Origin of the sequence: Streptomyces silaceus (assembly GCF_001419745.1) — a bacterium.
GTDB lineage: Bacteria > Actinomycetota > Actinomycetes > Streptomycetales > Streptomycetaceae > Streptomyces > Streptomyces silaceus.
The window spans coordinates 1-13,508 of record NZ_LIRJ01000179.1; the positions used below are offsets into that span (position 1 = coordinate 1).

General features: G+C 71.4%; 11 protein-coding genes. 5 read left to right on the top strand and 6 right to left on the bottom strand.

Translation table 11 applies throughout. From position 1 onward, the window contains the following. The 4 genes from AOK22_RS17770 to AOK22_RS17785 form a co-directional block, all read left to right on the top strand. Window positions 1-1,202: alpha/beta fold hydrolase (locus AOK22_RS17770; RefSeq protein WP_157872257.1), on the top strand; the 1,202-nt coding region annotated here is incomplete at its 5' end. A 154-nt stretch (window positions 1,203-1,356) separates the two neighbouring features. Further along, window positions 1,357-3,150: a carbamoyltransferase family protein gene (locus tag AOK22_RS17775; protein WP_055699651.1), complete on the top strand. Its 1,794-nt coding sequence runs from the start codon at window positions 1,357-1,359 to the stop codon at window positions 3,148-3,150. Beyond that, window positions 3,147-4,805, top strand: coding sequence for an ABC transporter ATP-binding protein (locus tag AOK22_RS17780; RefSeq protein WP_055699652.1), 1,659 nt, complete (start codon window positions 3,147-3,149; stop codon window positions 4,803-4,805). Before AOK22_RS17775 ends, AOK22_RS17780 begins: the two co-directional genes overlap by 4 nt. Further along, complete coding sequence (locus tag AOK22_RS17785; RefSeq protein WP_055699653.1) at window positions 4,802-6,352, top strand: ABC transporter transmembrane domain-containing protein; 1,551 nt, start codon at window positions 4,802-4,804, stop codon at window positions 6,350-6,352. The genes AOK22_RS17780 and AOK22_RS17785 overlap by 4 nt, the downstream gene beginning before the upstream one ends. Window positions 6,353-6,433: 81 nt before the next feature. Here AOK22_RS17785 and rfbB read toward each other — a convergent pair whose 3' ends face one another. Both rfbB and rfbA read right to left on the bottom strand, forming a co-directional pair. Continuing rightward, entirely contained in the window at window positions 6,434-7,408 is a 975-nt protein-coding gene (rfbB, locus tag AOK22_RS17790; RefSeq protein ID WP_055699654.1) for a dTDP-glucose 4,6-dehydratase, read from the bottom strand. 10 nt (window positions 7,409-7,418) lie between these two features. Continuing rightward, window positions 7,419-8,288 (bottom strand): glucose-1-phosphate thymidylyltransferase RfbA, encoded by an 870-nt coding sequence (gene rfbA, locus AOK22_RS17795; protein WP_055699655.1) that lies wholly within the window; start codon window positions 8,286-8,288, stop codon window positions 7,419-7,421. Between the two features lie 543 nt (window positions 8,289-8,831). Between rfbA and AOK22_RS17800 the strand changes: the two genes are divergently transcribed. Next, window positions 8,832-10,298: a GuaB1 family IMP dehydrogenase-related protein gene (locus AOK22_RS17800; RefSeq protein ID WP_055699656.1), complete on the top strand. Its 1,467-nt coding sequence runs from the start codon at window positions 8,832-8,834 to the stop codon at window positions 10,296-10,298. Here AOK22_RS17800 and AOK22_RS42800 read toward each other — a convergent pair. The 4 genes from AOK22_RS42800 to AOK22_RS17815 are packed head-to-tail and all read right to left on the bottom strand — an operon-like array spanning window position 10,295 to window position 13,340. Beyond that, a complete protein-coding gene (locus AOK22_RS42800; protein WP_341845582.1) occupies window positions 10,295-11,038 on the bottom strand; it encodes an SGNH/GDSL hydrolase family protein in 744 nt (247 codons plus the stop codon). The two genes, AOK22_RS17800 and AOK22_RS42800, sit on opposite strands and share 4 nt — an antisense overlap. Window positions 11,039-11,050: 12 nt before the next feature. Then, complete coding sequence (locus tag AOK22_RS42805; protein WP_063795288.1) at window positions 11,051-11,371, bottom strand: hypothetical protein; 321 nt, start codon at window positions 11,369-11,371, stop codon at window positions 11,051-11,053. Then, complete coding sequence (locus tag AOK22_RS17810) at window positions 11,368-12,177, bottom strand: SDR family NAD(P)-dependent oxidoreductase (RefSeq protein ID WP_063795289.1); 810 nt, start codon at window positions 12,175-12,177, stop codon at window positions 11,368-11,370. Before AOK22_RS17810 ends, AOK22_RS42805 begins: the two co-directional genes overlap by 4 nt. Next, entirely contained in the window at window positions 12,174-13,340 is a 1,167-nt protein-coding gene (locus AOK22_RS17815; RefSeq protein WP_055699657.1) for an LLM class flavin-dependent oxidoreductase, read from the bottom strand. Before AOK22_RS17815 ends, AOK22_RS17810 begins: the two co-directional genes overlap by 4 nt. Between the last annotated feature and the right edge of the window lie 168 nt (window positions 13,341-13,508).

The following is a 13,508-nucleotide window of genomic DNA, read 5'->3' on the forward strand; positions in this document are numbered from 1 at the left end:
CCCCCGCCGCCCGTCCCGCGCAGGACACCGTCGCGCGGTTCCTCGCCACCGAGCCGGACCAGCGGGCCCTCCTCCTCCAGGACGTGATCCGCACCGAACTCGCGGCGGTGCTCGGGCACGGCGACACCGAAGTCATCGACGTGGACGCCGAGTTCCTCGACCTGGGCGTGGACTCGATGGCGGGCATCGACATGCGCGCCCGGCTCGGCTCGCTGCTCCGTCTGGAGCTCGCCGCCGCCGAGCTGTTCGAGCACCCGACCACGGCCCTGCTCGCCGCGCACCTGGTCGGCCTCGTGGGTACCGCGCCCGACCCGGACGCGGCGGCCCCTGCGGCTCCCGCGGGAGTCCCCGCCTCGCCGTTCGACAGCGTGGAGGCGCTCTACCGCCAGTCCCACGCGCTGGGGCAGGCGGGCTCGGTCGGCATGGACCTCATCCAGGCCGCGGGCCGGCTGCGGGCCTCCTTCGGCGCCGACGCCGTGGCGGACCACCTCCAGGATCCGGTCCGGCTGGCCAGGGGCGAGGAGGAGAAGGCCGTCCTCGTCTGCGTCCCGGCCATCACGGCGACCGCCGGACCTCTCCAGTACGTCGGGCTCGCCCAGCAGATCCAGGGCGAGCGGGACGTGCTGGTTCTGGTCAACCCGGGCTTCGGCGAAGGGGAGTCGGTGCCCGCGACGTTCGACGCGTTCCTCGACCTCCAGGTCGAGGCGCTGCGCGCGGCCGTCGGCGACCGGCCCTACGTGCTCCTCGGGCACTCGGCCGGCGGGCTCATCGGGCACGCGCTGGCCATGCGGGCGGAGCGGGCGGGCTTCGGCCCGGCGGCCACCGTCGTCCTGGACGCCTTCCAGGCCGGCACCCAGTTCTCCGCGGAGCTGAGCCGGGCCATGATGGACGCCCTCTTCGCTCGTGAACACCTCTTCGGCAAGGGCGCGTTGAGCGGCGTACGGCTCAGTGCGATGGGTCACTACCACACGCTGATGGACGAGTGCGAGATCGCGCCGACCCAGGCGCCGACGCTCTTCCTGCGCCCCCAGGACCCCATGCCGAACCAGGCGGACGCCTTCGAGGGCGACGGCTGGCGGGCCTCCTGGTCCTTCCCGCACACGCTGGTCACCACCCCCGGCGACCACTTCACGATCATGGAGGACAACATTTCCGCGACGACCGGCGCGATCCGCACCTGGCTCGCGGAACGAGACATCTGAACGTGATATCTGAACCACGGGGCAGCACAACGAAGTTGTGGTCCGCTGCCCGCCCCGGCCCCCGGGGCGGGCCGACCGCTCCGAGCCGCCCGACCCCGCACCACAGCCAACCAGCGGCTCCCAAAGATCCGTGCTCCGAAGGAGACATCTCAGCGTGATTGTTCTTGGTTACAACGGCTACTCCCGCGTCGCCGAACTCTTCGGCAGGCTCTTCGGCTACACCCAGGACGGCGTCGACCGGCACAGCTTCCTCGGCCACGACGCGGCCGCGGCCCTCTTCATCGACGGCAAGCTGGTCGCCGCCGTCGAGGAAGAGCGCATGAACCGGCAGAAGAAGACCACCGCCTTCCCGATCAACGCGATGCGCTGGTGCCTGGACCAGGCCGGTCTCGACTTCGACGACGTCGACTACTACGCCTTCGGCTGGAAGTTCACCGACGAGTTCGTCGACACGGTCATCAACCGGTTCGCCGGCGCCCCCATACCGGCCGAGTACAAGCTCCAGGCGATCAACTCCTTCGGTGAGCTCTACACCAGTGCCCTGAGCAAGAACGCGATCCTCGAGGACTTCGCCCGCCACACCGGGCACACGCTGTCCGAGGACAAGCTCGTCACCGTGCCGCACCACCGCGCGCACCTCGCCTGCGGCCGCACCTTCGCCGGCTTCGACGACGCCGCCTTCCTCATCAGCGACGGCCAGGGCGAGGCCGACAGCGCCATCATGGGCGAGATCCGCGGCGGCGAGGTGAAGGTCTTCGAGCAGTTCACCATCGACGCCGCCAACTCGATCGCCCAGCTCTTCGCGGAGATCACGCGGTACCTCGGATTCACCCCGAACAACGACGAGTACAAGGTCATGGGCCTGGGCGGCTTCGGCCGGCCGCCCAAGCAGGAGGAGAACCCCTTCCTGAACCACGTCGTCAGCCTCGACGAGCCCGGCCGCTACTCGCTGGCCCTGGCCAACGACCCGCGCGGTCCGCGCGCCTACGCGGGTCTCTTCGACGAGATCTTCGGCGGCAACGACGACAACCGCGGCGAGTTCGAGTTCCAGGTCCGCGTCGCCTCCGCGGCCCAGCAGATGCTCGAAGTGGTCACCGCCCACCAGCTGCGCGCCCTGGCCGAGCTCACCGACCTGCGCGACCTCATCTACGAGGGCGGTGTGGCGCTCAACTGCGTCAACAACACCAAGCTCCTGGAGGACCTGCCCTTCGAGCGCGCCGAGGTCAGCTTCGGCGCCAGCGACCCGGGCGTCTCCATCGGTGCCGGCGCGCACGTCGTCCGCGAGCAGAACGTCCCGATCGTGCCCGTGAAGTCGCCCTACCTCGGCCCGGAGTTCTCCGCGGAGGAGATCCTCGCCGTCCTGGACGGCTACACCGACCGCGTCACCTGGGAGGAGCACCCCGACGGCGCGATCGTCCCGAAGACCGCCGAACTCCTCAGCGGCAAGACGGTCATCGGCTGGTTCCAGGGCCGCACCGAGTACGGCCCGCGCGCCCTCGGCAACCGCTCCATCCTCGCCAACCCGTCGCACGCGGACATGAAGGACATCATCAACACCCGCGTCAAGCACCGCGAGCCGTTCCGGCCGTTCGCCCCCATCGTCCTGGAGGAGAACGCGGCGAAGGTCTTCGAGCTGGGCAAGAAGACGCGCTCGCCGTACATGACCTTCGTGTTCCCGGTGAAGCCCGACTACGTGGACACCATCGCGGCCGCCACGCACGTCGACGCCACCTCGCGCATCCAGACCGTCACCGACGAGTCCAACGCCCGGCTGGCCACGCTGCTGCGCGAGTTCACCGCGCGCACCGACGTGCCGTGCCTGGTCAACACCTCCTTCAACGTCGCGGGCGAGCCGGTCGTGAACTCCCCGAAGGACGCGGTCGAGTGCTTCCTCGGCACCGACATCGACTACCTGGTGCTCGGCGACTACCTGGTCACCAAGCGGTGAGCGCGACCACCGGAATCGCCTGGCGCGCGCGGACGGCACTGCTCCTGGAGGCGATCGGCGCGGTGGCCACCGTCGGCCCCGTCATCGCCGTCATCGAGGTCTGCAGGGAACTGCTCGGCGGCGACCCCGACAGCGGCCGGATCAGCCGGCTCGTGCTGCTCGTGGCCGCCGCCGCGGTCGCCGGATTCGTCGCGCAGCTCGTGGGCCGCGTCCTGAGCAAGGAGGCGGGGGTGCGCACCCAGCACACCCTGCTCCTCGCGCTCACCGGCCGGCTGCGCGGCGCCCGCGCGGCCCGGCCGCTGCACGCCTCCTGGCAGCGGCACGGCACCACCCTGGGCCGTGACGTCCACTCGATGGGGGTGATGGTCGGCCGGGCGGGTTCCGAGCTCCTCTCGGCCGTCCTGGTCTTCGTCCTGTCGATCGGCTACCTGTTCTGGGTCGACTGGCTGATGGCCCTCATCACGCTGGCGCCGATCCTGCTGGGCTTCGCCGTCTTCGGCTTCATCTCCGCGCGCTTCTTCCGCGAGATGGCGACCGACTACGCGGTGAGCATCGGCGGCATCGACGCGGTGCGTCCCACCATCGCCCTCGACCGGCGCGTCAACCCGGCCGGCACCCGGTCCGACACGGCCGCCGCGACCCGGCACGCCGCCGGGCGGCTCGCCGATGTCACCGACGAGTTCAGCGAGTTCTTCCGCGTACGCATCGGTTCGCTGCTCGGCGGGCGCGCGCTCGCCGAGATCGCCTTCTCGCCGCTGTGCGTGCTCATCTTCGTGCTGTGCGGCGGCGGGCTGCTGATCCGTTCCGACAGCCTGGCGCCCGCCGACCTCGTGCCGTTCCTGCTGCTCGGCGCGGGCCTCGCCGCGCCCCTGCTGGCCATCACCTACTTCCTCGAAGAGGTGGGCGAGGGCAAGAAGGCCGCGGCACGCCTGACCGAGTTCGCCTCCGGCGCGGCACCGGCCGACGCGGCGCCCGCCGCCGACGGCGACGCCAAGGACGAAGCCAAGGGCGACGCCGAGGACGGCGCGAAGCCGGAGCCCGAGCCGGACCCGGGCCCCGCGCTGGAACTGCCCGAGCGGGGCGTGCTGACCGTCGTCGCCGCCACCGACGCGGACGCCGACGCGGTCATCGACCGGATCACGGCCGAGACGCCCGCGGAGCGGTTCGCCGCGGTGGAGGCCGACCCGGCCGTCGTCATCGGCGCGATCGGCGCCTACGTCACCTCCGACCGCCCGGACGGCGGCGCCAAGGAGGCCGAGCGGGCCGCGCGCGCCGCGGGCTGCCACGAGTCGGTCGCCGCGCTGCCGCGCGGCTACGACGCGGTCGTGGGCACCGAGGCGCCGCAGTCCTACCCGGAGCTCCAGCGGCTCGCGCTCGCCCGGCTGCTCGCCGCCGACCGCGACGTCGTCCTGCTCGACCAGCGCGCCTTCCCCGGGGACCCGGAGACCGTCCGGGCGGCCGTCGCCGACCTGCGGGAGCGGGCCGCCGTGGTCGTCGTCGCGGCCGGGCCGCCCGCGGTCACCGAGGGACGGCTCGTGGTCACGGAGGACGGGAAGGTCGTCGCCTCCGGCACGCACGAGGAACTGACCGGTCCCGACGGTCCGTACACCGATCTGCTCACCGGGGCCGCAGCGTCTCAGGAGGTGTCTCGATGAGGCCCGTACTCGCTCATTTCCTCAAGGTCACGGGGACCCGGGCACTGCGGTCGCTGTGCCTGTTCCTGCTGGTCGGCGCCGTCATCCAGGGCATCGCGTTCGCCCTGGTGGTGCCGATCACCGAGGACCTGCTGACTCCGGACGCGGACGTGCCCTGGGCCTGGATCGGCGTCCTCGCGGCCGTCGGCGTGGTCTACGGGGTGCTGCACTACCTCAGCGTGCCCATGGGCAACAACCTGGGCGCCGAACTGGTGACCACCCTGCACCGGTCGGTCGCCGAGCGCGTGGGCAAGCTGCCCAACCGCACGCTCGACGCGGGGTACTCCGACCGCCTCGCCGCGCTCGACGGCACCGCGGTCGTGGTCCTGATGGGCCTGCCCGCGCACGTCCTGCGCCCGGCGGTGGCGGCGGTGTTCACGCCGGTGACCGTCATCGTCATCAGCCTCTTCCTCGACGTGCGCGTCGCCCTGACGCTGGCCGCGGGCCTGGTCGTGCTGGGACTCTCCTCGCTGCTCGTGGGCCGGCTGCTGTCCCGGCGCGAGGAGCCGGACGGCGCGGAGTGGCTGCGGCGCACGTACGAGCAGGGCGGCGCGGCGCACTCCGGCGGCCATCTGGTGCCGGCCGCCGGCGAGGTGCTGCTGTGGCGCGTGGTCGAGCTCGCCGCCTGCGCCGCCGTCGGCGTCGCGGCCGCGCTGGCCTCCGACGACGGGCTCTCGGCGACCAAGGGCGTCGCGCTGATCGTGCTGGCGGTGCTCACGTACCGGCCCATGATGGAGGCCGTCCTCCTGACGAGCACCATCATGAACGCCCGCGAGGTCATGGCGGGCATCGGCCGGCTGCTCGGCACCCATGAGCAGGAGGGGCAGCGGGCCGCGGAGCCCGCGGCCGAGTGGCCCGGCGGCACCGAGGTCGTCTTCGACGGCGTCGGCCTGCGGGTCGAGGGCACGGACGTGCTCGCCGACGTGTCGTTCGAGGTTCCGGACGGGGCCACCACGGCGCTCGTCGGCACCCCCGACGGCCCCCGGCTGCTCCTGGGCGATCTGCTGACCGGCGATGTGACGCCCACGTCCGGGCAGGTGCGCGTCGGCGGCACGGACGTCACCGCGCTCGCCCCCGCCGTGGTCGAGCGGCACATCGCGCGGGTCTCGCCGCAGGCTCCGGTGCTCACCCGCGAGGAGGCCGCCCGGGTGCTCGACTCCTTCCCCGAGGAGTCGGCGGAGCGCCCCGGCGTGCGGGACGCGCTGGAGGGGCTGCGGGCGGCGGTGGAGCGGGAGAGCGACTCCGCCGTGGCGCTGTCCGAGCGGGACCGCTGGCGGCTCGCGCTGCTGCGGGCGCTGCGGGGCGATCCGTCCCTGGTGGTCGTCGACGCGACCGCCGGTGAGGACCCCTTCGGCGCCGACCCGCGGCTCGCGGAGCTGTTCCGCACGCTCGCCGGTGGCCGGGCCTGCTGGCTGCTCACCGGCACCGGCGGGGAACTCCCGTCGTGCGACCGGGTGGTGGAGGCGACCGGTACCGGCGCCACCGTGCGGACCCCCGCGGTGAACTGACGGACCCCGCACACGAAGACGGTGCCGGGCCACGGTCTCTCGACCGTGGCCCGGCACCGTCTCGGTCTCGGCGCGGCGGGGTTACGCGGCGTCGCCCCAGAGGCCGTGGTGCTGCCGGTACCAGTCGACCGTCGCCGCGAGCCCGTCGTCGAAGGGCACCGCGGGCTGGTAGCCGAGGGCGCCGGAGATCTTGGAGATGTCCATCGCGTACCGGCGGTCGTGCCCCTTGCGGTCGGCCACCCGCTCCACCATCGAGGAGTCCTTGCCGAGCAGGTCGAGCAGCCGCTCGGTCAGTGCCAGATTGGTCAGTTCCGTGCCTCCGCCGACGTTGTAGACCTCGCCCGGCGCGCCGCCGCCGGCCACCAGCGCGATGCCCTGGCAGTGGTCGTCGACGTGCAGCCAGTCCCGGATGTTCGCGCCGTCGCCGTAGAGCGGCACCTTGCGGCCGGCCAGGAGATTCGAGACGAACAGCGGGATAATCTTCTCGGGATATTGGTACGGGCCATAGGTGTTGGATCCGCGGGTCACACTGACCGGCAGTCCATGCGTCCGGTGAAAAGCCAGGACCATGAGGTCGGACGACGCCTTCGAGGCCGCATAGGGGGAGTTGGGGGAGAGGGGTTCCTCTTCCGTCCAGGGCGTCCCGTCGGCGTCCAGCGAGCCGTACACCTCGTCGGTCGAGACATGGACGAATTTGCCCACCTCCGCGTCGAGCGCGGCGGTCAGCAGCGTCTGCGTACCCTGCACATTGGTCCGCACGAACTCGCCGGCCCCGGAAATGGAACGGTCGACGTGCGACTCGGCGGCGAAATGCACGACGAGGTCGGTGTCCCGCAGGACCTCGCCCATCAGTCGCGCGTCGCAGATGTCGCCCTCCACGAAACTCAGCGCGGAATTCCCGGCGGCCGGTGCGAGATTCTCTTTTCTGCCCGCGTAGGTGAGCTTGTCGACAACCACCACTTCGGCCCCCGCGAGAGCCGGGTAATCACCCTGCACCGCGTGCCGGACGAAGTTCGATCCGATGAATCCTGCACCACCGGTGACAACTATGCGCACTGGACACCTTTCAGCCTTGGCGGGAAATCTCCATCAAATACTTCCCGTAATCGGTCTTCCCCAGCTGACTGCCCAGCTCATAACAGGCCGAGGCGTCGATGAAGCCCATACGGAAAGAAATCTCCTCGAGACACGCTATCCGCACTCCCTGGCGCTGTTCCAGCGTCTGCACGAACTGCGACGCCTGGAGCAGCGAGTCGTGGGTCCCGGTGTCCAGCCAGGCGAACCCGCGGCCGAGGTTGACCATCCTGGCCTTGCCCTGCTCCAGGTAGACGCGGTTCACGTCGGTGATCTCCAGCTCGCCGCGGGGCGAGGGGCGGACGTTCTTGGCCACGTCGACGACGTCGTTGTCGTACACGTACAGACCGGTGATGGCCAGGTTGGAGCGGGGGTCCTTCGGCTTCTCCTCCAGGGAGACGAGCCGTCCCTCGTCGTCCACCTCGCCGATTCCATAGCGCTCGGGATCGCTCACCGAATAGCCGAAGAGGACGCAGCCGTCGACGTCCCGCATCTCCGCCTGCAGCATTCTGCCGAAGCGGGGGCCGTGGAAGATGTTGTCGCCGAGAATCAGCGTCACCGAGTCATTGTCGATGAATTCCGCGCCGATGACGAATGCCTCGGCGATGCCGTTCGGCTCCGCCTGCTCGGCGTATTCAATGTTCAGGCCCAGCTGGCTGCCGTCCCCGAGGAGATCGCGGAACGTGCCCAAGTGGCGCGGCGAGGAAATGACGAGAATGTCCTGGATCCCGCCCAGCATGAGTGCCGAGAGCGGGTAATAGATCAGGGGTTTGTTGTAGACCGGGAGGATCTGCTTCGATATGGCATACGTTAAGGGGTAGAGCCGGGTGCCACTTCCCCCGGCCAGGATTATGCCCTTCATGCGACCAAGATCTCCGTAAACGGCTGGGCTGGACTGGGTTCTTCCGAAGGGGGCGCCCGAGAGCGCGATGGCCGCTGCTGCATGCTCAAAGCGGCTTTATCTTACGGTTGTTCAAAAGTGAGCGTAGGCTTCGGTGATCGTCGCTGTCAATGTGACTCGGGACTCGTCCAGTTGTAAACCTGGATTCTCAACTCCGTTCCCCCTTCGGCACGTTGTCGAGCGCATTTCGGGCGGTACTCGGGAGGTGGCTCGCGGCCCTCATCGGAAGGCTCCCGCGACCGGTCGGACCGGCCGGACCGGCCCGCCGGATCGCTTGTCCGATCGACCTGTCCGATCGACCTGTCCGATCGGCCCGCCCGATCGGACGCGCGTTCCTCCGGCTCGCCGATCCGTTCGGGCTCGGGTAGCCTTTCGACGTAAGGCAGGCCCACTGTTCTGCGCATCAGCCCCCGTACCTCTTTGGAGGACCACACATGGTCGGGGGCGTTTTGCTGTGTCTTCGTGGGAGTGACCTGCGCCGTTTCGCGTGAAAATGTGAGACTTATGCGTTTTCTTGAGCCCGGTACGGGTCGGCATGTTTCGAGTCCTCCGGTCCCCTACGACCTGACGTACGACGACGTCTTCATGGTCCCGAGGCGGTCCGCCGTCGGCTCCCGTCAGGGCGTCGACCTCTCCTCGCCCGACGGCACCGGCACCACGATCCCGCTGGTCGTCGCCAACATGACCGCGATCGCCGGCCGGCGCATGGCCGAGACCGTGGCCCGCCGCGGCGGCCTCGTCGTCATCCCCCAGGACATCCCGATCGAGGTCGTCACCGACGTCATCTCCTGGGTCAAGACGCGCCACCACGTCCTGGACACCCCGATCGTCCTGGCCCCCTCGCAGACCGTCGCGGACGCGCTCGCGCTGCTGCCCAAGCGCGCGCACAACGCCGGTGTCGTCGTCGACGCCGACCAGAAGCCCGTCGGCGTCGTCACGGACGCGGACCTCAGCGGCGTCGACCGCTTCACGCAGCTCTCCGAGGTCATGTCCAAGGACCTGCTGCTCCTGGACGCCGACATCGAGCCGCGCGACGCCTTCAACAAGCTGGACGGCGCCAACCGCCGCTACGCCCCCGCCGTGGACAAGGACGGCCGCCTCGCCGGCATCCTCACCCGCACGGGCGCCCTGCGCGCGACCCTCTACACCCCGGCCGTCGACGCCGAGGGCGGCCTGCGCGTCGCCGCCGCCGTCGGCATCAACGGCGACGTGGCGGGCAAGGCCAAGCAGCTCCTCGACGCCGGTGCGGACACGATCGTCGTGGACACCGCGCACGGCCACCAGGAGTCGATGATCTCCGCGATCAAGGCCGTCCGCGGTCTCGACCCGAAGGTGCCGATCGTCGCGGGCAACATCGTCGCCGCCGAGGGCGTCAAGGACCTCATCGACGCGGGCGCGGACATCATCAAGGTCGGTGTGGGCCCCGGCGCCATGTGCACCACCCGCATGATGACCGGCGTCGGCCGGCCGCAGTTCTCCGCGGTCCTCGAATGCGCCGCCGAGGCCAAGAAGTACGGCAAGCACGTCTGGGCCGACGGCGGTGTCCGTCACCCGCGCGACGTCGCCATGGCGCTGGCCGCCGGCGCGTCGAACGTGATGATCGGCTCCTGGTTCGCCGGTACGTACGAGTCCCCGGGCGACCTGCAGCACGACGCCCAGGGCCGTGCGTACAAGGAGTCCTTCGGCATGGCCTCGGCCCGCGCCGTCAAGAACCGGACCTCGGACGAGTCGGCCTACGACCGCGCCCGCAAGGCCCTGTTCGAGGAGGGCATCTCGACCTCCCGGATGTTCCTCGACCCGGCCCGTCCGGGCGTCGAGGACCTGATCGACTCGATCATCGCGGGCGTCCGCTCCTCCTGCACGTACGCGGGCGCGGGCTCCCTGGAGGAGTTCGCCGAGCGGGCCACGGTCGGCATCCAGAGCGCGGCGGGCTACGCCGAGGGCAAACCGCTGCACGCCAGCTGGAGCTAGCGCTCTCTGTCGGGCGCGGATCCCGCTGCGGGCCTGGGCGGGGATTCGGCTGCGGGCCGGTGGGGGCCGGTCGCGCAGTTCCCGCGCCCCTGAACGACTGCCCGGCGCCCTTCAGGGGCGCCGGGCGGCCGTCCCGCGGCCGCCAGCAGGGCATGGCCCTCGTCGTCCGGGTGGACCGTGTCCGCCAAGTGGTGCGGCTTCAGCAGGGACGCGCCCGGGAGCAGGGACAGGTGGGCGTCACCGGACGTGATCGTGTCCCGGACCGCCTCCTCCTGTGCCGTGCGCAGGCCGGCCAGGGTGGCCCCCAGCGCGTTCGGCGTCGACTCGGCGTCCGGACGCAGGACCGGGGAGACGATGAGCAGCGGGGTCCGCGGATGGCCCGTGCGGACGAGGGCCAGGAACGCCCGCGTCGTCTCGTACAGGTGCGACGCCGAACTCGGCGTGCGGGACCAGCAGTTGGTGCCGAACGCGAGCGTGATGAACGACGCCTCCAGGGACGCCAGGTGCTGCGCCGAGGCGAGTTCGCCGCGGGCCGCGCCCGCGTAGCCGAGGTTCACCGTGTCGAGCCCGAGCGCGCGCCCGGCCAGCGCGGGCCAGGCCAGGTGCGGGCGCGAGGCCGTCCAGCCCTCGGTGATCGAGTCGCCGTACGCCAGCCAGCGTGGCTTCGGCGGGGCGGGGCGCAGGGTGCCGCCGCCGACGGGGCGCAGCGCGCGCGGGGACGGGCGCAGCGTCTCCGGCAGATGGACCGTGAACTACCCGTTGGGAGAGGGCAGTTCGACGCGGGCCGTGTGCGCGCCGGGTGCCGCCGGGGTGTCGTGGGCGGTGCCCTCGGCCGTGACCAGGGTGAAGACAGGCGCCGTCGTGCGGTACGCGTCGGCGTTCGACGGGGGAGAGGCGGCGTACGCGATCTCCACCGCGCTCACTCCGCGCGCCACGAACTCCAGCCGTACGCCCGCCGGGACCTGCGCCCGCGCCCAGGTGTCCCCGGGCAGCCGGTCGTGGTCCGCGGGGTCCGCCCGCAGGGGCCGCCCGTCCCGCGACCACCACGCCGCGCCCCGCACGAACTCCCTCACCGCGCGTCACCGAGTGTCGGGTAGGGGAACTTCACGCCGACCCCGCCGTCCACGACGAGCGTCTGCCCGGTGACGTACGACGAGAGCGGCGAGGCGAGGAAGAGCAGCGCCGCGGCGATGTCCGAGGTCTCGGCGACCCGGGCCAGCGGGGCGTTGCGGGCGTTGCGCGCGCGGCCCTCCTCGCCGATCAGGGCCGCCACGCGCGGGGTCCACACCACACCCGGCGCCACCGCGTTGACCCGCACCCCGCGCGGCCCGTACTCCACCGCCGCCGAGCGGACCAGCGAGACCAGGCCCGCCTTCGCCGCGCCGTACGCCGCGTGCAGCGGCGCCGCCGTGAGGCCCGACACCGACGCGACGAAGACCATGGGGCCGCCGCCCGCGTCCGCGAGCGCCTCGGCGCCGTACTGCACCGCGAGCCAGGCGTGCCGGAGCACCATCGAGAAGTGCCAGTCCCAGGCCTCGTCGTCCAGCTCGGCGAGCGCCGCGTAGCGGGCCATGCCGACGATGTCGACGACACCGCCGAGTGGGCCCAACTCCCTGGTGGAGCAGGTGAAGAGGTCCCGGACCTCCTCGCGCCGTGTCACGTCCGCGACGTACGCGACGCCGCCCGTCTGCGCCGCGACCGCCTCCGCCCGTGCCGTGTCGACGTCCACGCACAGCACCCGCGCGCCCGCCGCGGTGAGGGCGTGCGCGGTCTGCCTGCCGATGCCGTTGCCCGCGCCGAGCAGCACGAACGCCCTGCCGTCGAGGCGGTGGAGCGCGGCGTAGTCGGGGACGGGGGAGTCGTCCAGGGGCTCCGTCACGCCGAGGTCCCCTCCGGCCGCTCCGCGCTCGCGCGTGGCGCTCCCGTGGGCCGTGCCGCTCCCTTCGGCACGTACGACGCCAGTTCCGGAATGACCTCCTTGCCGAGGATCTCGATCGTCCGCAGGATCTCCCGGTGCTCCAGATAGCCCCACTGGACGTAGCAGATGAGCCGGTCGATGCCGAGGTCGGCGTAGTGCTTGGCCTTGCGGACGATGGTCTCCGCGTCGCCGATGAGGATCATGTCGCCGTCGTCGAACTCCTGGACCGGGATGTTCCCCTCGATGATCGGCGTGAGGAAGGGGAACGTGCGCTCGCGCTCCTCGGGGGACAGATGCGGCAGCTCCCAGTCGAGGGTGAACTGGGCGAGGTTGCGGTACCACCAGGCGACCGAGTCCCACACGCGCCGTGAGGGGCGGTCCGCCGCGTGGACCAGGGTGTACGCGCTGACGCGGTCCGTGGTGACGTCCGTGACCGGCGACGGCGTGCGGGCGGCCGCCCGGTAGGCCGCCACCTGCCGCGCCATCGCCTCCAGCGGCTGCATGATCGAGAAGGAGAGCAGCCCGAGGCCCGCCGCCCCCGCCACCTCGGCCGAGCCGGGCGACGTCGCCGCCATCCAGCACGGCGGGTGCGGGTCCTGCACCGGCTTCGGGGTCACCATGCGGCGCGGGAAGGAGAAGCGCTCCGACTCGTACGCGAAGTACTCCTCGCGCCACATGCCCGTGACGATCCCGATCGCCTCGCGCCAGTCGGCCCGCGACCGCTCGCGGTCGACGCCGAAGGCCGTCTGCTCCATGGGGGTCGAGCGTCCCGTGCCCCACTCCACGCGGCCGTCCGAGAGCACGTCCACCGCCGCGACCTTCTCCGCGATCCGCTGCGGCGGCGTGAAGCCGAAGGGCGTGAGCGTGACGCCGAAGCCGAGGCGGATCCGCTCGGTCAGGGCCGCGAGATGGCCGAGCAGGACCTCCGGCGCGGGGCAGTGCGAGCGGCCCTCCCGGAAGTGGTGCTCGACGGCCCACACGGTGCGGAAGCCCATCTGGTCCGCGAGGCGGATCTGCTCGACGGCCTCGCGATAGGCGCGCTGCTCGGCGGCGCGCTGGCCGTGGGGGTGGGGTCCGTCCCAGGGTTTCGGTACGTCGATCTCGTAGAGCACATCGAGGTCCATGGCCTGCCGCCTCCCTCTCGACCGGGGTGCACGATGGGGCAGATCTGACGAAGTGTCAACAGTTCCCCGCGGGCCGTGGAACGCAACGGACGAAACGGACCGCGCAACGAAGTGACGTATATGACGGAAGTGCGCAATGATCATCCGGCGGTGCGCAAGGGTGCTGCG

Bases quoted from the DNA above. Each gene is read 5' to 3' on its own strand.
- AOK22_RS17815 (WP_055699657.1), bottom strand. From the start codon at position 13,340: ATGGACCTCGATGTGCTCTACGAGATCGACGTACCGAAACCCTGGGAC.
- AOK22_RS17785 (WP_055699653.1), top strand. From the start codon at position 4,802: ATGAGGCCCGTACTCGCTCATTTCCTCAAGGTCACGGGGACCCGGGCA.
- rfbA (WP_055699655.1), bottom strand. From the start codon at position 8,288: ATGAAGGGCATAATCCTGGCCGGGGGAAGTGGCACCCGGCTCTACCCC.
- AOK22_RS17800 (WP_055699656.1), top strand. From the start codon at position 8,832: ATGCGTTTTCTTGAGCCCGGTACGGGTCGGCATGTTTCGAGTCCTCCG.